The 21,992-nt window shown below is 67.5% G+C and carries 27 protein-coding genes and 1 other RNA gene; 12 read left to right on the top strand and 16 right to left on the bottom strand.

Features of this window, described 5'->3' with window-relative positions; translation table 11 throughout:
• Window positions 1-77: 77 nt before the first annotated feature.
• The gene (locus ACFM35_RS04390; RefSeq protein ID WP_378838876.1) at window positions 78-701 is read left to right on the top strand and encodes a hypothetical protein; all 624 of its coding nucleotides are present in this window, start codon (window positions 78-80) and stop codon (window positions 699-701) included.
• Window positions 702-750: 49 nt separating this feature from the next.
• On the opposite strand, the gene ACFM35_RS04385 is transcribed toward ACFM35_RS04390, so the two are convergent.
• Window positions 751-1,062: a hypothetical protein gene (locus tag ACFM35_RS04385; RefSeq protein WP_378838873.1), complete on the bottom strand. Its 312-nt coding sequence runs from the start codon at window positions 1,060-1,062 to the stop codon at window positions 751-753.
• 26 nt (window positions 1,063-1,088) lie between these two features.
• On the opposite strand from ACFM35_RS04385, the gene ACFM35_RS04380 reads away from it, so the two are divergent.
• Window positions 1,089-1,676 (top strand): dihydrofolate reductase family protein, encoded by a 588-nt coding sequence (locus ACFM35_RS04380; RefSeq protein ID WP_378838870.1) that lies wholly within the window; start codon window positions 1,089-1,091, stop codon window positions 1,674-1,676.
• Between the two features lie 73 nt (window positions 1,677-1,749).
• On the opposite strand, the gene ACFM35_RS04375 is transcribed toward ACFM35_RS04380, so the two are convergent.
• On the bottom strand, window positions 1,750-2,205 hold the full coding sequence (locus tag ACFM35_RS04375) for a DUF6623 family protein (RefSeq protein ID WP_378838868.1): 456 nt from the start codon (window positions 2,203-2,205) through the stop codon (window positions 1,750-1,752).
• A 261-nt stretch (window positions 2,206-2,466) separates the two neighbouring features.
• Between ACFM35_RS04375 and ACFM35_RS04370 the strand changes: the two genes are divergently transcribed.
• The 4 genes from ACFM35_RS04370 to ACFM35_RS04355 all read left to right on the top strand — a co-directional run bounded on the left by ACFM35_RS04370 (window position 2,467) and on the right by ACFM35_RS04355 (window position 4,901).
• Window positions 2,467-3,243 carry an alpha/beta fold hydrolase gene (locus tag ACFM35_RS04370; RefSeq protein WP_378838866.1) on the top strand — a complete coding sequence of 259 codons (777 nt, stop codon included), beginning with the start codon at window positions 2,467-2,469 and terminating at the stop codon, window positions 3,241-3,243.
• Window positions 3,244-3,384: 141 nt separating this feature from the next.
• Complete coding sequence (locus ACFM35_RS04365; RefSeq protein ID WP_378838863.1) at window positions 3,385-3,912, top strand: TetR/AcrR family transcriptional regulator; 528 nt, start codon at window positions 3,385-3,387, stop codon at window positions 3,910-3,912.
• Complete coding sequence (locus tag ACFM35_RS04360; protein ID WP_378838861.1) at window positions 3,909-4,574, top strand: GAP family protein; 666 nt, start codon at window positions 3,909-3,911, stop codon at window positions 4,572-4,574. The genes ACFM35_RS04365 and ACFM35_RS04360 overlap by 4 nt, the downstream gene beginning before the upstream one ends.
• 159 nt (window positions 4,575-4,733) lie before the next feature.
• On the top strand, window positions 4,734-4,901 hold the full coding sequence (locus ACFM35_RS04355) for a hypothetical protein (RefSeq protein ID WP_378838858.1): 168 nt from the start codon (window positions 4,734-4,736) through the stop codon (window positions 4,899-4,901).
• Window positions 4,902-4,998: 97 nt separating this feature from the next.
• Here the strand turns inward: ACFM35_RS04355 and ACFM35_RS04350 are convergent, their stop codons facing one another.
• The 4 genes from ACFM35_RS04350 to ACFM35_RS04335 all read right to left on the bottom strand — a co-directional run bounded on the left by ACFM35_RS04350 (window position 4,999) and on the right by ACFM35_RS04335 (window position 7,600).
• Window positions 4,999-6,252 carry an RNA polymerase sigma factor gene (locus ACFM35_RS04350; RefSeq protein WP_378838856.1) on the bottom strand — a complete coding sequence of 418 codons (1,254 nt, stop codon included), beginning with the start codon at window positions 6,250-6,252 and terminating at the stop codon, window positions 4,999-5,001.
• Between the two features lie 13 nt (window positions 6,253-6,265).
• On the bottom strand, window positions 6,266-6,613 hold the full coding sequence (locus ACFM35_RS04345) for a YciI family protein (RefSeq protein WP_378838853.1): 348 nt from the start codon (window positions 6,611-6,613) through the stop codon (window positions 6,266-6,268).
• Window positions 6,614-7,006: 393 nt separating this feature from the next.
• Entirely contained in the window at window positions 7,007-7,201 is a 195-nt protein-coding gene (locus ACFM35_RS04340) for a hypothetical protein (protein ID WP_378838850.1), read from the bottom strand.
• A 99-nt stretch (window positions 7,202-7,300) separates the two neighbouring features.
• Entirely contained in the window at window positions 7,301-7,600 is a 300-nt protein-coding gene (locus tag ACFM35_RS04335; protein ID WP_378838848.1) for a hypothetical protein, read from the bottom strand.
• Window positions 7,601-7,752: 152 nt separating this feature from the next.
• Between ACFM35_RS04335 and ACFM35_RS04330 the strand changes: the two genes are divergently transcribed.
• Window positions 7,753-8,361, top strand: a complete 609-nt coding sequence (locus tag ACFM35_RS04330) for a tyrosine-type recombinase/integrase (protein ID WP_378839474.1) — start codon at window positions 7,753-7,755, stop codon at window positions 8,359-8,361.
• Window positions 8,362-8,491: 130 nt separating this feature from the next.
• On the opposite strand, the gene ssrA is transcribed toward ACFM35_RS04330, so the two are convergent.
• Window positions 8,492-8,862, bottom strand: a transfer-messenger RNA (tmRNA) gene (gene ssrA / locus ACFM35_RS04325).
• A gap of 138 nt (window positions 8,863-9,000) precedes the next feature.
• Here ssrA and ACFM35_RS04320 point away from each other — a divergent pair.
• Window positions 9,001-9,621, top strand: coding sequence for a hypothetical protein (locus ACFM35_RS04320; RefSeq protein WP_378838845.1), 621 nt, complete (start codon window positions 9,001-9,003; stop codon window positions 9,619-9,621).
• Here the strand turns inward: ACFM35_RS04320 and ACFM35_RS04315 are convergent.
• From ACFM35_RS04315 to ACFM35_RS04300, 4 genes are all read right to left on the bottom strand, one after another.
• A complete protein-coding gene (locus ACFM35_RS04315; RefSeq protein ID WP_378838843.1) occupies window positions 9,618-10,385 on the bottom strand; it encodes an anti-sigma factor in 768 nt (255 codons plus the stop codon). The two genes, ACFM35_RS04320 and ACFM35_RS04315, sit on opposite strands and share 4 nt — an antisense overlap.
• On the bottom strand, window positions 10,372-10,935 hold the full coding sequence (locus ACFM35_RS04310; RefSeq protein WP_378839472.1) for an RNA polymerase sigma factor: 564 nt from the start codon (window positions 10,933-10,935) through the stop codon (window positions 10,372-10,374). The genes ACFM35_RS04315 and ACFM35_RS04310 overlap by 14 nt, the downstream gene beginning before the upstream one ends.
• 14 nt (window positions 10,936-10,949) lie before the next feature.
• The gene (locus tag ACFM35_RS04305) at window positions 10,950-11,588 is read right to left on the bottom strand and encodes a class F sortase (RefSeq protein ID WP_378838840.1); all 639 of its coding nucleotides are present in this window, start codon (window positions 11,586-11,588) and stop codon (window positions 10,950-10,952) included.
• 107 nt (window positions 11,589-11,695) lie between these two features.
• Window positions 11,696-12,520 carry a DUF4397 domain-containing protein gene (locus ACFM35_RS04300; RefSeq protein ID WP_378838837.1) on the bottom strand — a complete coding sequence of 275 codons (825 nt, stop codon included), beginning with the start codon at window positions 12,518-12,520 and terminating at the stop codon, window positions 11,696-11,698.
• Between the two features lie 113 nt (window positions 12,521-12,633).
• Here ACFM35_RS04300 and ACFM35_RS04295 point away from each other — a divergent pair, with 113 nt between their 5' ends.
• From ACFM35_RS04295 to ACFM35_RS04285, 3 genes are read left to right on the top strand one after another with little or no spacing between them, the layout of a single operon-like run.
• Window positions 12,634-13,305, top strand: a complete 672-nt coding sequence (locus tag ACFM35_RS04295; protein WP_378838834.1) for an SIMPL domain-containing protein — start codon at window positions 12,634-12,636, stop codon at window positions 13,303-13,305.
• Window positions 13,306-13,310: 5 nt separating this feature from the next.
• Window positions 13,311-14,642 carry a M20/M25/M40 family metallo-hydrolase gene (locus ACFM35_RS04290; protein WP_378838832.1) on the top strand — a complete coding sequence of 444 codons (1,332 nt, stop codon included), beginning with the start codon at window positions 13,311-13,313 and terminating at the stop codon, window positions 14,640-14,642.
• Between the two features lie 45 nt (window positions 14,643-14,687).
• Entirely contained in the window at window positions 14,688-16,145 is a 1,458-nt protein-coding gene (locus ACFM35_RS04285) for an MFS transporter (protein ID WP_378838830.1), read from the top strand.
• Between the two features lie 53 nt (window positions 16,146-16,198).
• On the opposite strand, the gene smpB is transcribed toward ACFM35_RS04285, so the two are convergent.
• The 5 genes from smpB to prfB form a co-directional block, all read right to left on the bottom strand.
• The gene (gene smpB, locus ACFM35_RS04280) at window positions 16,199-16,675 is read right to left on the bottom strand and encodes an SsrA-binding protein SmpB (protein WP_378838828.1); all 477 of its coding nucleotides are present in this window, start codon (window positions 16,673-16,675) and stop codon (window positions 16,199-16,201) included.
• A 76-nt stretch (window positions 16,676-16,751) separates the two neighbouring features.
• On the bottom strand, window positions 16,752-17,666 hold the full coding sequence (gene ftsX, locus ACFM35_RS04275; RefSeq protein WP_378838826.1) for a permease-like cell division protein FtsX: 915 nt from the start codon (window positions 17,664-17,666) through the stop codon (window positions 16,752-16,754).
• Complete coding sequence (gene ftsE / locus ACFM35_RS04270) at window positions 17,663-18,859, bottom strand: cell division ATP-binding protein FtsE (protein WP_378838824.1); 1,197 nt, start codon at window positions 18,857-18,859, stop codon at window positions 17,663-17,665. The genes ftsX and ftsE overlap by 4 nt, the downstream gene beginning before the upstream one ends.
• Before the next feature lie 107 nt (window positions 18,860-18,966).
• On the bottom strand, window positions 18,967-19,479 hold the full coding sequence (locus ACFM35_RS04265; protein ID WP_378838822.1) for a P-loop nucleotide/nucleoside kinase family protein: 513 nt from the start codon (window positions 19,477-19,479) through the stop codon (window positions 18,967-18,969).
• Window positions 19,480-19,494: 15 nt separating this feature from the next.
• Entirely contained in the window at window positions 19,495-20,604 is a 1,110-nt protein-coding gene (gene prfB / locus ACFM35_RS04260) for a peptide chain release factor 2 (RefSeq protein ID WP_378838820.1), read from the bottom strand.
• Window positions 20,605-20,712: 108 nt separating this feature from the next.
• Here prfB and ACFM35_RS04255 point away from each other — a divergent pair, with 108 nt between their 5' ends.
• Window positions 20,713-21,987 carry an MFS transporter gene (locus ACFM35_RS04255; RefSeq protein WP_378838817.1) on the top strand — a complete coding sequence of 425 codons (1,275 nt, stop codon included), beginning with the start codon at window positions 20,713-20,715 and terminating at the stop codon, window positions 21,985-21,987.
• Window positions 21,988-21,992: the final 5 nt, after the last annotated feature.

Below are 21,992 nucleotides of genomic sequence, written 5' to 3'. Positions count from 1 at the left end.
AGCGGATCGGCGGTAGCGACAGGTTTCCGCTCACGAGAAGATGAGGTATCACCTGACCGATGGTGGAGAGGGCCGAGATGCGCAGCGACCAGCCGATACCGGGAAACCCCTGGCCGCACGACATGCTGATCAGCGTCGATGAGCCGTACGCGCTCACCTATCTCCTCTTCGTCCGACACGGGTGGCGCCTGGACATCACCGAACTCCCCGACGTCGACCCGGTACCGGCGACGGGCACATCACATCGGCCACCGGCGGTGGATCCGACCGACGCGGTCGCGCAATGGCGCAGCGAGTGGTCTCGTGCTCTGACGCAGTTCGAGCCGCTCGACCGCACTGTGCGCGAACCGGACGAGGAGACGGCGCGCCTGCTCCGCGAGCTGCCCGATGAGCATCTCTTGGAAGCCTTCTCCACGATGCCGTCGACCTACTGGGCTGACGGGACCGACCGTGACGCGTTCAACGCGTGGTCCATGAGCCTGCACGACGACCATTCGCTACCGCTTGCCGAGCATCCGGAGCGGCGCTGCCTCGATGCGCTCGTACCGGCGTGGCGAACCGGTCTGACGACGGTCATTCAGCTGCCCTACGCCGGCTACTTCGCGGAGCGTGTGAATGCGGCCACCCTCGTCGTCTCCCGCGTGACACGCCACGACCCTGATCAGTACCGACTCGCGCTCGCCACGCGGTCGCCGGGCTGACCCACGTGGCAGGTATTCGTCGTCCGCCTTGTGCAGGGATGACGGATGCTTATTCGGCGAGGTAGCCGGTAGCCGGATCGATCGATGAGAGAAAGGATCGCGCGTGAGCGCGCGCCTCTTCTGCGGTGGGCGGCGCACCATCCGATCGGCGCGTGGCGAACCCGTAGCCTGCGTTCGGTCCGCTGACCCAGGAGAACTGAATTGAGCCATCCTGGTTGTGCACATCGAACGTTTCGCCGTCGACGACGATCCGGAACAGTTCGATCACCGGGTCATGATCGCACGCCTCGGGGCCGTTTCGCTCGAACTTCCCGAGCGGGAAGCGTGCTGGCTGGTTCCCCGCTGCGAAACTGATGATCACCCCGGCCGGCACTTCGAAAGGAACGCATGCGCAAGCTCGTCTATTACGTTGCGACCACTCTCGACGGATTCATCGCCGGACCGGACGCCGGCGACCCGAGCGGCCAAGAGTACTTTCCCGTCACCCCTGATCTCATGCGTTTCATCGTCGGGAACTATCCCGAGACCCTCCCGGGGCCCGCCAGGCAGGCGCTCCGCATCGAGGGTCCCCCGCTCGTCTTCGACACCGTCGTGGAGGGGCGCCATTCGTATGAGATCGGGCTCGCCGCCGGCCTGACCAACGCATACCCACACCTCCGGCACATCGTCTTCTCACGGTCCATGGCTGTCAGCCCGGACAGAGGCGTCGAAATCGTGAACTCCGATCCGGCTCAGTTCGCACGGGAACTGAAGAGGGAGCCGGGCAAAGACATCTGGCTCGTCGGAGGCGGAAAGATCGCCGCCGCGCTCCTGCCCGAGATCGACCGACTCGTCCTCAAGCAGAACCCCTTCCTCATCGGCTCAGGCGTGCCCCTCGTGGACGGCCCGTTCGCTTCGACCCGCTTCGAACCGGTCGACGAGGTCCAACTGGACAGTGGCGTTCGCGTCGTGACCTACGACCGCCGAGCTCCGTAGCCCGCACGACGGACGACGGTCGAGCGTCCGCGGAACGATCGACGTGCGTGTGCCGGTCGCAGAGTCGACCCGACTAGGCAGAGAAATCGGCGCCGGCGCTCGCGAGGATGAACCGCGTCGTGATCCGGGTGTCGAAGCCGATCGCGGCCTGGACACGGAAAGTGATACCCATGCCGAACGCCACGGTATGCGCGGCAGCGAGATCGAAGGTGTTCATGCCGTCGAGGATCGTCCGATGCTCGCCCTCAGCGTGCAGCCCGCTGATCTCCTGCACCTTGCCCGAGCCGTCGTAGATGTGCACGTCCCTGATCTCGCAGGACTCAGCCTTGAACAGCAGAAAGAATCGCTGAACCATGGTGCGCTTGTCGGCGACGATGACGGGCGTCGGCAGCGGGATGTGCAACCAACTCGCTTTGCCGGGAACGAACGCCAGATCTCGGCCCCATCCATAGTGACCGTCGCCTTCGAGTGCGGACGGATCCTCCACCGTCAACGCGTTCCCGTGGATCCAGCTTGCGTGAAGTGCCATTTTTCCCCCTCAGATCGATCCCTCATCTCTGAGAGAGCGTTCCGTTCGAATTGATACGCGCCGCCTGCATCAATCTTTGGCTTGCGGCCCTGACGGTACGTGATGGGCACTGCCAAGACGGAGCCGTCGGCACCGAGCCTGTCGCATTCGCTCTCACTGTCGACTCCGGCTACCCGTCGGAAAGGCGCGTCGCGATCGCGCCGAACCGAATTGATATCGGTCGGGGTTGTGGGGCCGCGGCCGCCGTGCTTTGGTGTCGGGATGGACTTCGCGACTTCCGCAGACGGTTCCTCGATCGCGTACTGGCAGGAGGGTGACGGACCTGCCGTCGTGATCGTCAATGGGGCGATGTCGCGGGCATCGGATGCCGCCGCTCTTGCTGCGGCCCTCGCCGCGGCGGGTTTCCGCGCCGTCACCTGGGACAGACGCGCGCGGGGCGATAGTGGCGACGCGCGACATTCGGTTCCGGAGCGCGAGGTCGAAGACCTCCGGGCGGTGATCGACGTCATCGGCGGTGACGCTGCGGTACTGGGACACTCATCCGGTGCGGTGCTGGCGCTCTTGGCGGCGTCGACCGGCGCGCCCATCTCGGCCCTCTTCCTGTCGGAGCCGCCGTTCCGTTTCGGTCAGGGTGAACCGGCCGACGACCTGCCGGAGCGACTTCAGGCGCTCGTTGACGAGGGTCGCCCCGAAGATGCCGTCACGACCTTCCAGCTCGAGGGGGTGGGCCTGCCCGAGCGGATGGTCGAGCAGATCCGGGCGAGCGACACGTTCGCCGCGATCGTCCCGCTCGCGCAGTCGACCGTGTACGACGCAACCCTCACTCGGCAGGTCTCCACACCGACACCTGCCATGCTTTCGGTGTCGCAGCCCGTCGTCGTGCTGCGCGGCGAGCAGACCTTCCCGATGCTCGTCGCGGCCTCCGATCGCATCGCCGACGAGATCGATCACGCTGAACTCGTCATCGTGCCGGAGTCGGTGATGCACCGACCCGATCCCGCGGCCACCGCCCGGGTGATCGCGACGCACCTGCGGTAGCCGGTTCGCATCACGTTCGGGGCGGGCTGGCGGTCCATCGCCCTCACCGACCCGTTCATGAAACCTTGGCCTGCCCCGAGGCTCCTCTTTGGCCGACCAATCGACCGACCGACCGGTCGGTTTGGTCATAAGATGCATCGTATGAGATCGCACATCTTGGAAACGGCTCGTCGATTGACCCTCGAACACGGCCTGGTGCCGTCCCTGAACGCGGTCGCAGAGGCTGCGAACGTTTCCAAGGGCGGCTTGATGCACCACTTCCCCACGCGTTCGTCCCTCGTCGTGGGTCTTGCTCGGCAAGCTCTCGACGAGGTGGACGTGGCGATGTCGGCGGCCGCGGCGAGGGGTACGGCGGCGAGAACATGGCTGCAGCTGTCCCTGCCCGAAGGCGACGAGCGGGCACTGATGCGGGCCATGGCGTCGAGCTTCCAGCCAACCGACGATGATTTCACCCTGCTGTTGACTGACTCCGCCTCGGCCATCGCGCGGTGGGAGTCGCTCATTGCGGCTGAGGTCGGGGACGCGACCCAAGCTCACGTGATCCGCCTCATCGGAGACGCGCTCGTCGGCAACGCCCTCGTCGGACTCGACTCGCCCAACGAGGATGTGGAGGAGCTCCTGGGCTTCGTGACGGCCGGGCGCGTCGCGCGCTCGAGTAATGGTCGATGACCGGCGCATTGATCGCGGGGATCGCGGGACTAGCGTTGCTCGATTCGCTGAACCCCGCGACGATCGTCGCGGTGACCCTTGTGCTGATCGCTGCTCCCCGCCGACCCGCGCTCGTCGCCGGTGCCGCCGTGCTGGGGGCGGCCTTGACCGTCTTCGTCGCAGGCGCAGCGTTGTTCCTCACCGCCGGTGCCGCCGCCGGCGCGGTCGACGGGATCGTCGCCGGACTTCGATTCGTGGCCTTCGGCGCAGCCGGAATCGCGCTCATCGTTGCCGGTATCCGGCGACTGCGGGAACGGCCGCGACGGGCCATTGAGCTACCAGCCTGGTTCAGCGCCTGGACGGCCCTGCCCTTCGGGGTGCTCCTCACCGCAGCCGATCTCCCCAACGCCTTCCCCTACTTCATTGCCATCGAACGTCTGGTTGCTACGGAGATACCGATCGGTGCCGGCCTTGCGATCCTGGCCGGTTACACCGTCATCTACTGCCTTCCATGCCTCGTTCTGCTCGCGATCGGCCTCACCAACGGTGCAAGAGTCCGCGAATGGCTGGGGCGGCTCGTCGACAAACTCGGCACGGGGACAGTGAAGAGATCGGTCCCGACCGCCATCGTCCTCGCCCTCCTCGGAGTTGCCGTAGCGTCCGTGCCGTTCTGGCTTCTCTAGCAAGCCCGCCATGGCGGCAATACCGACGCAGTGACCCGCAGGCCCCACGTGCACCAGTCCTCGCGGCGATGGCCTCCAGGAAGACTCGATCATGCGACGGACGGCGTAGCGCACACGTATCGGCATACGCTGTCGATGAAGCCGACCGAAGGATTTGCCGTGTCCCACGAGAACACTCCCGACCACCACATCCCGGCCGCGGATGAGCCGAGCATCCCCGAACTCGAGACTGACGAGACCATTCCGCCGCGGCCGGAGGAGGAAATCGCCGACGTGCTTCGCACCCAGCCCGACCTCGAGGACCACAGCCGGCATCCAGAGGCCTGAGCCGCGCGCCATTCGTCGAGCGGATATGTGACCACGGCTTGGAGCGGTGGCCCTGCGCCCCAGCACGCCAGGGCGGCAGCGACCGCATTCGCCTGCCTCAGCGAGCGACCCGCGCCTCCAGCAGGCGCCGCTCGGCGATGTTCGCTGTGAGTTCTCGGGCGCGCAGGTCTTCGGTCATCGCCTCGTCTCGACGGCCGAGGAGCCGAAGCATCCGCGCGCGTACGGCGTGCCAGAGGTGATACCCCGTGAGAGCGCGTCGGAGCGCATCCACCTCGTCCAGAGCCGCCTGCGGTCCGTCGACCTCGGCGAGTGCCACGGCGCGATTCAGCCGCACGATGGGCGAGCGGTCGTATGTCAGCAGCATGTCGTAGAGCGTGAGCACCTGGAGCCAGTCGGTGTCGTCACCTTCGCGCGTGTCGGAGTGGCATGCGGCGATCGCCGCGTGCAGCTGCCAACGCCCCGGACGTCGTAGCATCGCCGCCTTCTCCAGCACGGCCTGTCCCTCGGCGATCAGTCGGCCATTCCACCGCGCCCGGTCCTGGTCGGCGAGCAGGATGAGCTCTCCATCAACGGAGCGTGCCCCTTCGCGTGCTCGGTGGAACAAGAGCAGTGCGAGCAGTCCCTGCGTCTCCGCCTCGCGCGGCAGTTGGTGTGCGACGACGCGCGCGAGCCAGAGGGCGTCGTCGGCGAGGTCGCGGTCGGCGGCCGCGTCTCCGCCTGCGACCAGGTGGGCCTCGCTGTACATCACGGAGACGACGGTCAGGACGATGTCGAGGCGGGCGGCCCGCTCGGATCCCTCGGGGATCCGCAGAGGGATGCCAGCGGCACCGATCTTCCGTTTGGCGCGCACGATGCGCTGCGCGACCGTCGATTCCGGAGCCAGGGTGGCACGCGCGATCTGCGCGGTGGTGAGGCCGCAGATCGCACGGAGAGTCAGAGCGAGTTGCGCGTCCGGCGAGAGAGCGGGGTGACAGCAGCCGAACAGAAGAGGCAGTCGCTCGTCGAACTCGCCGGTGCGGGCAAGCGGTGCGGCCTCAGCCGGATCAGCGAGAAGTACCAGCTTCTCGCGGTACCGCTTCTCGCGCCGCAGTCGGTCAAGGGCGTTGTGGCGGGCCGCCTGCGTCAGCCATCCTCCGGGATTGGGGGGTACCCCGCGCGTACGCCATTGGCCCACGGCCTCCTCGATCGCCTCGGCGACCGACTCCTCCGCAAGGTCGAGGCTCCCGACCCAACTCGTGAGCGTCGCGACGATCCGCCCGGACTCCTCGCGGATCACCCGCGCGAGAAGGTGATCGGATGCCGCGGCGTGGACCCGCGTCGACTCCGCTGCCGCGGCATCCGATTCGTTCACGGCTCGATGTGGCTCAGCCGACGATCGGGCGGATCTCGACCGAAACGCCGGGCAGTTCCAGCAACGGCCATGTCTTGACGACGGCTATGGCCGCGTCGAGGTCGGGCACATCGATCACCTGGAACCCGCCGATGACCTCCTTCGCTTCGGAGAACGGCCCGTCGACCACGACCGGCCCGTCACCGCCGTGGATGACCGTGGTCGCGGTCGTGACCGGCTGCAGCTCGGCGCCCGCCGGAGTGAGCACCTCGCGGTTCGTGCCGAACCAGTCGTAGGTGCGGCGATAGACCTGCTCGGCCTGCTCGGGCGGCACTGCTGCGTCGAGTTCGGGCGTGGTGGTGAACATGATGACGTACTTCACGGTCGTGTCCTTTCGTCATGGGAACCGTTTCATCCCTATAGCGAACGGGCAAGCCCGAAATCGACACGAACCGTCAACTTTCTGGGACTCTCGCATCGTCCGGGGCGGGGTCCACTCGTGTCACCGGGCACCCTGCAGCGATCCGTCATCGCAGATCTTCTCCATGGAATGCACGCGAATCGTGGGTAGGCTCGCGACGAGTGGCCGCCAGAGCGCAAAGGAGAGGGCGCGAGATCCGCGTGATTACGCGGTTCTCGAGCCCTTTTCCGTGACAGCAGTTTCGCGAAACCCACTTGATGCCAGCGCCGGTGTCGCTCCGCCGTCTCACCGTGCGGGCACCGCAGCCGCGCGAAGCCACCTGCCGTTCAACAATCGACGGCGTCAATTTTCTTTTCACCGTTCGTCAAACGGCAGGAGCGACCAGATGGACGGCTCCGCGCCAACCGTCCGGACCAAGATGACGTACTCCGTTTCGGGATGGTCAACGATGAAGCGCTGCGCATCCTCGAGCAACATCGTCTCCGATGGCACCTCGTCGCCACTCTTCTCCGACCAGGCATTCGCGAACTGGACGCGGTATTCCATCACAGGAGCACGGTACGGGAGGCAGCTGTCGCCCTGGCGACGGCGCGTATGAGGGCGTTCCTCATAGGGATCCGCTTGTGCGAGAGTCGGCGTCGGTGAGGATCAAGCGGAAGCACTGCCCGAGAGTGGATGCGCGAGTATCGTCCCCGCGATGATCAGGATGGTGGCGGCCAGCACCCCGAACTCGAGTGGGTTACGTCCGCGCTGGTTGACCGCGGAAATTACAAGATGCACCACTAGGCCGACCGCGAGCAACACCGCCCACGCGAGGAGAGCCCACCCGCCGATGAAGAGCAGACTGAGTCCGGGACCACCCGAGCTGGGAACCCCGTGCCAGACGGCGTTTGCAATCCAGAGCATCGCGGCGGCGGCGCTGGCCAATGCGAGGGCAACCCACGACACGACAATGCTCGAGCCAGCTGCGGTCGATCTCGTGGCGCCCACCTTCCGAACGTTAGGGCAGCCGGTGGCGCCGTACAACCACGCCGGAGTGAACAGGTGATGGATGTGCTCAGAACCTTCCGACGAAGCGCTCAGAGAAACCGCGGCGATACCTGACGCACGCCGAGGTCGTTCTTCTCGCGGAGGCTGCAACGACAACGACCCACCGCAGGTTGATCCTCCTTCTCGCCTACTGCGGTCTCAGGTGGAGCGAAGCGGTCGGTATGCATGTGCGAGACATCAACTTCGAGCGAAACCGGATCCAAGTGAATCGCGCGGCCGTCGAAGTCGAGGGTCGCATTGTGGTGGGTGCTCCAAAGAACTGGGAGCGAAGAATTGTCCCCTTCCCGGCCTTCCTCGAACGGTCTCTCGCCGAGCTGTGTCGTGGCAAGGGTCCGGATGACCTCGTTTTCACTGACGCGGACGGACACCACCTGCGTCGCGCTAAGACGAGTGTCGGCGCCAATTCGTGGTTCAGCGCGGCCCTCGAACAGTCCGACATCGAGCGCCTCACTCCGCACGACCTCCGCCACACTGCGGCAAGTCTCGCAATCTCGTCGGGGGCGAATGTCAAAGCCGTGCAGCGCATGCTCGGCCACAAGTCCGCTGCGATGACCCTGGACACGTACGCCGACCTGTTCGAGGACGATCTCGCCGACGTGGCCGCCCGTTTGAACCAGGGCGGACTGGACGCGAACGTGACCCGGCTATGGTCCCTGTGATCGCAGCACTCCTCTGTGAGTTGTGGGCAAATTGTGGGCAAGCTCGCGACGAGTGGCCGCCAGGGCACAGAATAAGGGCCCGAGATCCGCGTGATTCCGCGGTTCTCGAGCCCTTCTCAGCGACAGCAGTTCGTGGAGATGGGGGGAATCGAACCCCCGTCCAACGCTGTGTTTCTACGTTTTCTCCGGGCGCAGCCTGTGAAAGCGTTCTGCTCGGCCCCGACCTTTGCCACAGGCATCCAAGTCGACAGGCCCAGTCTGGAAAAAGTCCCGTGTGACGTCCAAGACGCCGTCACACAGCAAGATCCCTAAATGACGCCAGGATCCGTGGCGGGATCGCCCACGGTCTGACGGACTATCGGGCTCGCTTATGCAGCGAGGGCGAAGTCGTTGCGCTTGGTTTCGGCAACTATGGTTTTGCAGAGATCGTTAACGAGATAACCCTGCATCCTCGGCCCGCTTCTCGCAGATTCTCAGGCGATGTCGAAACCGATCATCCCCGTGAACCCTCTGACGAAGGGTGAAACAACTGCTGTCACGCTGTGGAGTTTTCACTCGGATGCCGCGGCACCGAGCACATCAGATTACAACGGATCCGCGGCAACCGGAATTCCCTCGTCGCCCCGTTAGCCTGAGGGCATGTCGACGAAGCGTCTCTGGGTGATTGCCGGCGCGGCCGCCGTCCTCTTCGCCGTGGTGGTCGCCCTTGCCATGGTCTTCGTGCCGCGCAGCTCCGAGGTCCCGGCCGCGCCCTCGCCGACCGCGTCTTCAACGGGGGCGACGGCGCCTACGCCCTCGCCGTCGACGACGCCGACGGAGACGGCATCCTCCGCGTCTCCCCCGCCGCAGGCGATCACGGCCACGTGCGAGAACACCGCTACGCCGGACTTCCTCGCGCTGATGGCGGGCAACGGGTGGATCTCGGCCGAGACGCAGGACGCCCAATCGGGAGCACGTCCCTTCGACCGATTCCCGAACGGCAGCCCCGAGCGCACGATCATCTGCCGGTGGGGCGCCGACCCCGGCGCGCCCACCGATAACGTCATCGATCTGGCGTGGTCCCCGATCGATTCGGAAAATGCCGCGGCGGCGATCCAGTCGCTGGTCGACTCCGGCTACCTCCGCACGGACGAGGCGATCGGGGTTCGTCTTTCGGCGCCTCAGGGGGACGACGTGTATCTGTTCACCGGCAATGACGTGCGGTGGGCTCCCGCAGGGGTCGACGTCGGTTACATCACCGCTCCCCCGGGATTCAGCTAGGGGAGCGCCTGTGCCGGCCCGTCGAAGCTGAGCTCACCGCGAACGATCGAGTCACCGGAATGGTTGGGGTCGCCGTCGATGGCCTCCTGCGAGACGTCGACCAGCACGTAGTCGCGCAGATCGACGCCCGACGGGATGGAGAACGTGCCCTCATCACCGTCGAGCACTCCGAGGCTGATCAGCGCCGATGCATCCGCGGTGATGAGCCACACCTCGCGGTAGGTGTCGGGGGCGGATGAGGCCGCCAGCGTGACCCGCACGAACTGCTCGCCGTCGCCCTTCTTCTCGACGAGCGCAGACCCCTCCGCACCGGGGTGGTCGGGGAACGGCGCAAGCGCCGCCTCCGCCACGGGCGTCAGCGCTGCCCGCTGCGCGAGCATCCACCCGCCGAGCCCGGCGCCGGCCACGAGGACGAGTGCTGCCGCCAGCATCCACACCGCGCGAGTCCGCCGACGCGCCGTGCGTCGAGAACGAGTGCGCTCCCGCAGGGCGGGAGACGTCTCCGCGAGCACAGCGCCGGCCTCGGACCGCGGGTCGGACGCGCCGAGCTCGAGCTCCTCGGCGATGCGATCCCACACCGCCGAGGCAGGAATCTCGAGCTCGCCGACCGCGAGACTCGCACGTCCGAGATCGACCGCGTGCACGAATTCGGCCAGCGCCCGGGCGCACGCGGGGCACGCTTCCAGATGCTCGGACTCGTCGGCGGAACGCGCAGGCTCCCCCATCGCCAACAGCGCGAGCTCGTCAGGGTCAAGATGCGACATGGGTCACCTCCAATCGGGTGCGCAGACGGGTGAGACTTCGGCGGATATGGCTCTTCACGGTACCCAGCGGCATGTCCAGGCGCGTCGCGATCTCCTGGTGCGTCAGATCGTCGAAGAACGCCAGCCGCATCACGCGCTGCGCGTCGGGCTCCAGACGATCGAGTTCGCTCGCGACCAGGAGCATCTCGCCCAGATCGAGCTGGGGCGTCGCCAACAGGTCATCGGGTGAGGTGACGCGTTGAAGCTGTTCGTGCAGGGCGCGGATCCGCGACCGCGCTTCGTGGGTATCGGCGATGCGTCGGCGCGCGATCGCCACGAGCCATGTCGAAAGCCGAGCCTTGCCCGGGTCATAGGAACCGCGTGATGTCCACGCCGACACGAAAGTCTTCTGGGTCACGTCCTCGGCGTCGCCGCGGTCACCGAGTGACCGCAACGCCAGCGTGTAGACCACGGGCGACCAGCGACGGTAGATCTCTTCCAGAGCACGCTCATCCCCGCCGCGGAAACGGGCGTTGAGCGCCGCCTCCGCGTCGACGGATGCCGGCTCCATCTGCTCACCACCGTTCACGAGATCGGCCTCGCAACGAGGACCACGTTATCCCGGTAGTGGCCGGTCGATGCGTCGAACTCCCCCCCGCACGTGATGAGCACCAGCGATGGGGTTCCCGTCCGGGCGAAGAGCTGGTCGATCGGCAGTTCGGCCTTCGGGTAGTAGGTGATGCTCTCCACGGCGTAGGTCGTCACCGCGCCGGTCGCGGATGTCACCTCGACGTCGGAGCCCGCCGCGAGATCGCGGAGCGAGGCGAACGGGCCGATCGGGTAGTCGGGCGAATCGATGTGCGCGGCGATGACCGTGTTGCCCTGGCCGGAGGACGGCTCCACGCCGTAGCGGTACCAGCCCGCGACCGCGGGGTCGGCCGGGAGCTCCATGGCACCGGTCGTCTCGACGCCGACCGGAATGACGGGCACGTCAGCCGCGATCGCGGGTATCACGACCCGCGTCGGAGGCTGAGCTTCGGCGATCGCACCGGGTGTCGACGAGACGATCGGCACGTCGATCGCCGCCGTCGGCTGCGGCGTCGCCGTCGGGCTCGCCGTTGGCGTGGGTGTCGCTGTCTGAACATCGGCGGCGGGCGGTGCCGGCGTCGAGCATCCGGACAGAAGCACGGCCACCAGGGCCAGCGGGAGGGCGAGTCGCTTCACGGCAATCCTTCGGGAACGGCGGGCGCGGCATCCGTGATCGGATGCCGCGGGCAGAGGAGGCCGACTGCGGACCACCCTGGGGGCGGTGGTCCGCAGTCGGGATTCCCTCAGGACTGGGTGCGGCGACGCACCATGAGGACGGCGCCCGCGACCAGGGCGAGCGCAGCGACCGTTCCGCCGCCGATCCATGCCGAGCGAACGGCGTCATCGCGCTGCGCGGCATAGCCGGCCGTTCCCGACGGCACGCCGCCCGGGTTCGAGTGGCCGACGGTGACCGTCTGGACGGCAAGAGCGAGGTTGCCGTCGGTGGCGCTGCCCCAGGCGTAGACCACGGTCAGAACGCCGTCCTGGATCGCGACGTCTGCCGGCCCGATCACCGGGTCGGTCGTGCCCGCGAGGGCGACGGAGGCCGACACCGTCGAGACGGGCAGCGCGAGGCTGGCCTCGTTCGGGTTCGAGAGGTCCTCGACCACAGGGGCACCACCCGCGAGGATGTCGACGGCGGGGGCGGCCGCGACGTGGCGCACCGTCAAGCGTCCCTCACCGGCGTTGGTGGCCGCGATGTCGTTCGTGAACAGGTTGAGCGCGGGCGCTCCTGACGCATCGAGGTTGGCGGTGGCGGTGTAGCTCTTGCCGGCAGCGAGCGTGAGGGTTACCGGGCCGAGAACGGGGGCGCTGTCGTCCGCCGCGTCGGTCGCCGTCAGTGCGACGGTGTAGTCCCCCGCAGGAAGGTCGAGGGGCCCCGCGAGGTCACCGGGCTGGAAGTCGTCGAGGGTCAGGGCCCCGTTCACGTAGACGTCGACAGGGGTGTTCGGGATGCCGTGGAGCACGGACAGGTCGGCGGTGGTGCTGGATACCGCTTGGGCGGGAACGGCGAGCCCGAAAGCGGCGACGATGCCGACCGCGAGTCCCGCGGTGAGAGTCTTGCGCACGATGTCCTCCTAGATGGGGCGGCTGTTCCGCCCGTCATGGAGTACTTCTCTCGAGCAGGCTCATTTGGATGCAGGCGCATGAAGAAGTTTTTCTCGGCGCGTAGGCTCAGCTCATGAGCGAAGTCATCATCACCGTGCGCGGCGAACACGAGACGCGGGTCGCGCCCGAAGAGGCGGTGGCCACCATCTCGGTGAAGGCGGAAGGGACCGACCGAGGCGCGGTCGTCGAGCGCATCGCCGCACTCGCGGCTCCCCTCCGAGCTGATCTCACTGCCCGCGCGGAGGACGGCACCATCGCGGAATGGTCGAGTCAGCGAGCCACCGTATGGGCGAACCGGCCGTGGAACAACGAGGGGAAGCAGCTCGCACTCGTGCACTATGCGTCGGTCGAGATCTCGGCGACATTCCAGGATTTCGCGGCCCTGTCATGGTGGGTGAGCGACGTCGCCGAGCGCGACGGTGTCCAGGTGGACGGCGTGCAGTGGCGTCTGTCGCCCGCGACCGCGAAGGACACCGAGGCGGATGCTGCGGCCACGGCCGTCCGCGTGGCCGTCGATCGGGCCACGGCCTATGCGAGTGCGATCGGCCTGACCTCGGTCTCCCCCGTGGAGATCGCCGACATCGGGCTGCTCACGCGGCAGGCGCAGGACGGCGGAGCACCAGCGCCCAAGATGATGCGCGCGATGGCGATGTCGTCGATGGACGGCGTCGGTCCCTCGGTGCAGTTCCAGCCTGAAGACATCGTGGTCTCCGCGGGAGTGGAAGCACGGTTCGTCGCGCGGTGACCCCCGTGACGACGCGCCCTGGGATCGCCGACCGGTTGTCTCGGATGATCCAGCTGCCGACGGTGTCGGCGGAACTCGTCGAGCGCGGTGAGCAGCCCTTCGAGGACTTCGTCACCCTGCTCGCCGAGTTGTATCCGCTGACGCATGCGGCGCTCACTCTCGAGCGACACACCGATTTCGGGCTCCTGCTGCACTGGCGAGGGCGACGTGCGGCCGACGACGGTCCCCTGCTCCTGATGGCTCATTACGACGTGGTGCCGGTGGATGAGACCGACGCGTGGACGTACCCACCGTTCGAGGGGAGGATCGCGAACGGTTCGGTCTACGGCCGCGGTGCGCTCGACGACAAGGGCCCGCTCGTCGTCATCATGGAAGCGGTCGAGAACCTCCTTCGCAGCGGGTTCACCCCCGCGCGCGATGTCTACCTGTCCTTCGGCGGCAACGAAGAGACCTACGGCGCCGCCGCCGAGGCGATCGCCTCGGACCTCCGCCGCCGCGGCATCGTGCCCTGGCTCGTCCTCGACGAGGGAGGAGCCGTGGTCGATGCGCCGCTCCCCTTCGTCCCCGGTCGGGCCGCCATGATCGGCGTCGGCGAGAAGGGCGTGCTCACTCTGAGGCTCGCCGCCCGCGGCACCGGCGGGCATGCCTCCGCTCCGCCGTCGATGACGGCCGTGCGGCGAATCGGCAGGGCGGTCGACCGGCTCGACGCGCGCACGTTCCCGGCTCGGACTCCGAGAGCCGTCTCACGGATGCTGCGCCAGTTCGCCGCGCAGAGTTCCGGCCCCGCTCGGCTGCTCCTGCGCCTTCTGGCGGGGGCTCCACCGCTCACCGGGCAGGTATTCGCTGCGCTCGGCGGAGAGCCGGCAGCTCTCGTTCGGACGACCGTCGCCGCAACGATGCAGTCCGGGGGGACGGCAGCCAACGTGCTGCCCTCCCAGGCATCGGCCACCCTGAATCTGCGGATCGCGCTGGGCGATGACGTCGCCACCACCGTTCGCCGTGTCCGTCGTCGCGTGCGCGACCGGCTGGTTGAGATCGACGTGCTCGAGGCCAGCGAGCCCTCACCCGAGTCGCGCACCGACACGACGCAGTTCGCGCTCCTCGCCGATGCCCTCTCCCGGTCATATCCCGGCATCCCCGCCGTGCCCTACGTCATGATGGCCGCCACCGATTCCCGTCACTTCCATCGCTTCTCCCCTGCCGTGTTCCGCTTCGCCCCGCTCGAGATGTCCCGCGCGCAACGCGCCACCATCCACGGAGTCGACGAGAGCGTGGAGATCGCGTCGCTCGAGCGCGGCGAGCGGTTCCATCGAGCCCTGCTGCAACGATTACAGTGAGCGCACCGACATGCCACTAGAACGCTCCGGACGAAAGGTTCCGCGATGACGCGAGGCGCCACTCTGGGAACCCTTGCGGGCGTTGTCGGCTTCCTCGCCTTCGTCGAGTTCACCAGCGGTGTTCTACAGGGGTACTACACACCCATGTTGACGGACATCGCACGCCATCTCGGCATCCACGACGCCGACGTCAACTGGCTCGAGGGAACACAGCTCATGCTGTCGGCACTCGTCGTTCCCGCCTTCGCCAAGCTCGGCGACATGATCGGCCACAAGCGGATGCTGCTCATCTCGACGGCGATCACCGCCGCGGCATCCCTCGTCCTGCCGTTCACCGACTCGTTTCCGATCTTCCTGGTGGCCTGGGCGCTGCAGGGCTTCTACGTCGTGTGGCTTCCCCTGGAGATCGCTCTGATCTGGTCGCGGTCGCGCAGCATGCCGGGCAGGTCGATGATCACCGCGCGCGCGGCCGGACTTCTGGTCGCCGCGCTCGAGACCGGCGCGATCTCCGGCGCCCTCATCGGGGGTGCTCTCGTGGACGCGCTTCCGCTGACGGTGGTGCTGCTCGTTCCCGCCATTGCAGTCGTCGTCTGCTTCTTCGTCATCCTGTGGGGAGTGCAGGAATCTCCGGAGCCCACCGGCGGACGGCTCGACACGGTCGGCTTGGTGCTCATCTCCGTCGCGCTCATCACATTCACGGGCGGGCTCAGCTTCCTGCGCCTGAACGGCGTCGGCGATGTGCTCGCGTGGAGCCTGGTGGCCCTCGGAGTACTGCTCGTCTGGCCCTTCGCGCGGTGGGAGCTGCGCCACGATGATCCGGTGATCGACGTCCGGATGTTCCGCTCCCCCGCGCTCGGACCGGTGTTCCTCACCGCCGGACTCTTCGGTGTCAGCGTGCTCGGCGCCCAGGCGCCTCTGTCGACCTTCGCCCGCACGGATCCCGACGTGTACGGCTACGGTCTCGGGACGACCGGCTTCCAGACTTCTCTCATCATCGGCGTCTACCTCATCGCGATGATCGCCGGTGCGATCACATTCCCCGCGGTGGCACGTCGTGCGACGCCGCGCATCACGTTGATCGGCGCATCCGTGCTCGTCGGTGCCGGGTTCCTGATGTTCCTGCCGTTCCACGACTCGTATGGCCAGCTGCTCGCGAACATGGTGGTCGTCGGTCTGGGTTCTGGAGCGCTCGTCGCGGCATTGCCCGCCGCTGCGGCATCCGCCGCGCCGCCGACGCAGACGGGCGTCGCAACGGGCCTGACGAACTCGGTGAAGACCGTGGGTGGGGCGATCGCGTCGTGTGTCTTCGGCATCGCGCTGCTGCAGGGGGCAACCGGCGCCGCCGACGGAGGAACGGCCGGATCTTTCACCGGCTACCTCGTCGTGTGGACGGTGTGCGGAGTGACCGCTCTGGCGGCGGCCGTGCTGCTGCTCTTCGTTCCGAAGCGGGCATTCACCGACCGCTCCATCGAACAGGCGACCGTCCGCGCGTCCGCCGAGTGACGCCCTTCATCGAGTGAGGGACTTCGCGGAGCGGGACGGCGCCGCGGGGGTGGTCAGTCGCCCAGGCGGTTTCGCGAGCGCATCGCGCGTTCGGCTTCGCGCTTGTCCTGCCGCTCACGCAGCGTCTGCCGCTTGTCCCACTCGTGCTTGCCCTTCGCGACGGCGATCTCGACCTTCGCCCGGCCGTCCGAGAAGTAGAGCTTCAACGGAACGAGGGTGTAGCCGCCCGCCGAGACGGCGTGGGAGAGCTTGACGATCTCGTCCTTGTGCAGCAGCAGCTTGCGGACCCGCTTGGACGCGTGGTTCGTCCAGTGGCCTTGCGAGTACTCGGGGATGTGCACGGAGTCGAGGAAGATCTCGCCGCCGTCGATATAGGCGTAGCCGTCGGACAGGTTCGCGCGGCCCTGCCGCAGCGACTTGACCTCGGTGCCGGTGAGCACCATACCGGCCTCGTACGTCTTCTCGATCGTGTACTCGTGCCGGGCACGACGATTGGTCGCGATGACCTTTTCTCCGCGTTCCCGTGGCATGACGTACTCCTGTGCTCGAGCCGTGCGTCCGCACGACAGCCCACCAGCATAGCAAGCGCCGACGGGTGGCGTCCTGTCAGGCTCGCAACCATCGGCGGATGGCGAACCCCGCTGAGAGGGCGGCGAGCACGATGCCGATCCCGATGATGACGGGAATGACCAGCCACGCGTCCTCCACCCGCACCCATGTGGTGACGAAGTCGATCCGCGCGCGCAGATAGTCGTTGACCCCGAAGTGGACGATCGCCAGCACCGCACCACTGGCCAGCACCGAGCCGATGAACGCGGCGAACACGCCCTCGAGGATGAACGGGGTCTGGATGAACCGATTGGATGCCCCGACCAGGCGCATGATGCCGATCTCTCTCCGACGCGCGTAGGCCGACAGCCGGATCGTGGTCGCGATCAGGAGGACGGCGGCCACGAGCATGAGCACGGCGATGCCGATCGCGATGTATGTGGCGACCGTCAATGCGGAGAACAGCGGTTCGAGGTACTGCAGCTGATCGTTCACCTCTTCGACGCCGGTCATGCCCTGGAACGCCTCGATGATCACGTCGGACTGGGTCTGATCGACCAGGTTGATGTAGAAGGACTCGTTGAACTGCTCCGGTGTGAGGAAAGAAGCGTAATCATCGGGGAGCAGCGCGAGAGCATTGTCGTAGGCCTCCTGCTGCGTCTCGAACTGGACGCTGCGGATGAGCGGCGCGAGAGCCTCGCCGTCGAGCTTGGCCTGCACCTCCGCCACCTGTTCATCGGTCGCGAGACCCCCCGTGCAGGTCGTGGCCTGCGACAGCGCCGTGCACATCGACACCGACACCTGCGCACGATCGACCCAGTAGTCGCGCATCGTGCCGATCTGCATCTGCATGAGCATCGCCGACCCCACGAATGTGAGTGACACGAACGTCACGAGCACGACCGAGATGACCATCGAGGCATTCCGCCGGAGCCCCGACAGCGCCTCCGACAGGATCAGTCCGATCCTCATGAGGTGGGCCCCACTTCGTCGTCGGGATCGGTCTCACCCAGGCCGAGACGGTCGGCGACACCCAGATCCGCGAGATCCGCGGCGGGGACGTCGATCGTGGGCAGAGTGAGGGCGGCGGTCTCGGTCGGGGCTGGCGGAACGGGCGCGGTGTGCGCACCGGTGGCCGCGGACGTCGGCGCCGACGCGGGGCCGACGGCACTCAGGGGGCCGTAGGGCGACGCATGAGAAGCGGACGCTTCGGCGGGCGCAGACCACGCGGCGCCGGACGACGCCTCCGCTCGGGCCTGCACCGCAGCGAGTGCGGCGGCCTTGGCCGCGGCATCCGTCGCCTCGGTTTCCTGCACGGTCTCGACCACCACCTCCTCGGCCGCCTCGACGGCCGTGTCGAGCACCGCGGGGTCGACACTCTCGCCCGCATTGACTTCGCGCTGCACCTCGAGGACCGCCGTCAGTGCCGCGATCGCGGCCGCGCCGCGCACGGGCTCGGGAGCCAGACTCGGGATGCCGGAGGTGTCGCCGTACCCGCCGTGGCGCTCGTCGCGCATCATGACGCCGTCTTTGAGCTCGATCACACGACGCTGCATCTGGTCGACGAAGCCCGCTTCGTGCGTGGCCATGACGACCGTGGTTCCCGCCGCGTTGATGCGCGAAAGCAGCTGCATGATGTCGACGGACGTGCCGGGGTCGAGGTTTCCGGTCGGCTCGTCCGCGAGGAGAACCTGGGGACGGTTGACGAGCGCACGAGCGATCGCGACGCGCTGCTGCTCCCCGCCGGAGAGCTCGTGCGGGAACCGCTTCTCCTTGCCGTCGAGCCCCACCAATGCCAGCACCTCGGGCACCGCCTGCTTGATGAACCCCTTGGAGGATCCGATCACCTGCAGGGTGAAGGCGACGTTCTGGAACACCGTCTTCGTGGGCAGCAGCCGGAAGTCCTGGAACACCGCACCCACGTGCCGGCGGAAGTAGGGCACCTTTCGGTTCGACAGCGTGCGCAGGTCGCGGCCGAGCACGACGACTCTGCCGTCGCTCGGCGTCTCCTGTCGGAGGATGAGGTGCAGGCAGGAAGACTTCCCCGAGCCGGATGCACCGACGAGGAAGACGAACTCCCCGCGGAGCACTTCGAAGTCGACGGCGCTCAAGGCGGGTCGGGAGGTTCCGCGGTAGCGCTTCGTGACGTTCTCGAACCTGATCATGGCCACTAGAGCCTAAGCGGGGGGCTTCCGCCGCCCCGGTGCGACACCCGGGGTTGGCGGATCGGTCCCGCCGTGGCCCCCTCGCCCACGAGGGGGTCGCCCGACGGTCAGGCGGGCCGGTGGATCAGATACCGATCGACCGCAGCCAGCTCGTCGGCGTCGGGCGGCTCGAACAGCGACCACGCACGCTCGAGGTCCTCGCGACCAAGGGGGTGCGCTCCCCGTCGCGCGCCGGTGTTGCGCACCTGCAGTCGTGCCCACAGCGTCTCCAGCTCCACATCGAAGACGTGCAGCTCGATCCGCGCACCCACCTCACGCGCGTCGTGGAACTTCTCGGCGCGCTCCGCGCCCATCCAGAGTCCGTCCTCGAGGATCACATCGACGCCGTGCGCCAGCAGCTGCAGCGCATGACGGTAGAGCGCTGTCTGCAGACGCCCGTGGAAGTCGCCGTCCTCCGCGTCGACGCCGAGGTCCGCCTGCCAATCGTCCGTGCAGAGACGGATGCCGCGGCCTTCGTTCTCCAGACGACGGGCGAGTGTCGTCTTACCCGCGCCGGGGAGTCCGCAGAACAGCGTGAGCGTTGCACGCCGGTCGGTCACCGCTTCCGGAACCGGGGGCATGGCGGCAGCATCCGGTCAGTCGTCCTGCGGGCGCTTGCGCCACTTGATGCCGGCGGAGATGAAGCCGTCGAGATCGCCGTCGAACACCGCGGTGGGGTTGTTGACCTCGAAGTCCGTGCGCAGATCCTTGACCATCTGGTACGGCGCGAGCACGTACGAACGCATCTGGTCACCCCAGCTCGCGGTGATCACCCCGGCGAGGTCCTTCTTGATCGCGGCCTCCTGCTCCTTCTGGATGAGCATGAGGCGCGACTGCAGCACGCGCATCGCGGCGGCGCGGTTCTGGATCTGCGATTTCTCGTTCTGCATCGACACGACCGTGCCGGTCGGGATGTGGGTCAGACGCACCGCGGAGTCGGTGGTGTTGACGGACTGCCCACCGGGGCCGGACGAGCGGAACACGTCGACGCGCAGATCGTTCTCGGGGATCTCGACCTCGACGGCCTCCTCCATGAGCGGGATGACCTCGACAGCCGCGAAAGAGGTCTGACGCTTGCCGGCGGAGTTGAACGGACTCATGCGTACGAGCCGGTGGGTGCCGGCCTCCACGCTGAGCGTTCCGAAGGCATAGGGCGCGTCGACCTCGAAGGTGGCCGATTTGATGCCGGCCTCTTCGGCATAGGACGAGTCCATGACGGTCACGGGATACTTGTGCTGCTCGGCCCACCGCAGGTACATGCGCAGCAGCATCTCGGCGAAGTCCGACGCGTCCACTCCGCCGGCACCCGCGCGGATCGTCACGACCGCGGGGCGTTCGTCGTACTCGCCGTCGAGGAGCGTCTGCACTTCGAGCTGGCCGATCAGGCCCTCCAGCTCGACGAGCTCCGCCCGAGCCTCGACTGCGGAATCCTCGTCACCCATCTCGTTCGCGAGCTCGACGAGGACCTCGATGTCGTCGAGGCGGCGTTCGATGCTCTGGATGCGGGCGAGCTCGGACTGCCGGTGACTGAGCGCGCTCGTGACCTTCTGCGCCTTGTCCGTGTCATCCCAGAGATCGGGGACGCCGGCCTCTGCGCTGAGGCGATCGATCTCCGCCGTGAGCGCGTCGAGATCGACCACGGCCTTGATGTCGGCGAAGGTGGCGCGCAGCGCCTGGATATCGGCGGAAAGATCTAGTTCGAGCATGACAGTCCAGGGTATCGCGGATGCGGCCTCACCTCCGGCCCGTCGATCGACCGGGTCACGGGAGCCGCCCGGACGACCGGCGCCGGAATGCGCCAATAGCCTGAAGTGATGGCCGATCCGGAACGCACCTCCCGCGTGCTGTGGCGATTCGGCCCCTTGATCTATGGACCGACCGTCCTGTTCGGACTCGGCGAGGGCGCGGTGATCCCCCTGATCCCGGTCATCGCCGCACAGCTCGGTGCGGGTGTCGCCGGCGCCGCCCTCGTCGCGTCCGCGCTCGTGGTCGGTCAGCTGTGCGGCAACATCCCGTCGGGGTGGGCGGTCGCGCGTGTCGGCGAACGCCTCACGATGGCCATCGCCGGGGCGGTCGCCCTGGGAGGAATCACGGGGATGCTGTGGGCTCCGAACCTCGGCGTGTTCGCGGCATCCGTCTTCCTCATCGGGTTCTGCGCCGCGGCCTTCGGCCTCGCTCGGCATTCGTTCATGACGACGCGTGTGCCACTCGCCTTCCGCGCGCGGGCGCTGTCGCTCCTCGGCGGATCCTTCCGGCTCGGGATGTTCGTCGGGCCGTTCATCGCGGCGGGCCTGATCGGGCTGTTCGGCGAGGAGCACTCCGCCATCTGGTTCTTCGCCGGCTGCCTCGTCGCCACGGTACTGCTCGTGCTGCTCGGCCCCGATCCGGAGGCCGCGGTGCCGGTCGCCGCACCGACCGGCGCGGCCACTGGCTCCGCCGTCGAGGACACCGGGGAGGCCGTCACCGGGTCGATACCGACCGCGGCCCGCGTGGGGGTGTTGCGGACCATGTGGCTGAACCGCCGGGTGCTGTCGAGGCTCGGCCTGGCCGCCGCATCCCTTTCGGCTATCCGCTCGGCCCGCCAGGTGGTGCTGCCGCTGTGGGGCTTGTCGATCGGACTCGACGCGCAGAACATCGCGCTGGTGGTGGGGATCTCGGGTGCCATCGATTTCGCACTGTTCTACGCGAGCGGCCAGGTGATGGACAGATTCGGCCGACTCTGGGCGGCGCTGCCCGCGATGGTGCTGATGGGCTGCGGATTCCTGGCGCTGTCGTTCACGCACGACGTCGAGGGCGCGGGCATGTGGTTCACGATCTTCGCCGCGGTGCTCGGCCTGGGCAACGGCCTCTCGAGCGGCATCCTGCTCACTCTGGGGGCGGACGTGGCGCCCGAGACGGCCCCCGCCGCGTTCCTCGGATCGTGGCGCACGCTCACCGATGCGGGCGGCGCGGTGGCGCCGCTGATCGTGTCCGCGGTGACCGCCGTGGCCAGCCTGTCGATCGCCACCGCGACCATGGGCGTGCTCGGATTCGTCGGAGCGGCGGCGTTCATCCGCTGGGTGCCGATGTTCGTTCCGCGTAAGCGCTGACAGCG

Source organism: Microbacterium songi (genome assembly GCF_042747925.1).
Classification (GTDB): Bacteria; Actinomycetota; Actinomycetes; order Actinomycetales; family Microbacteriaceae; genus Microbacterium.
This window is presented reverse-complemented; position numbering and strand designations above follow the sequence as displayed.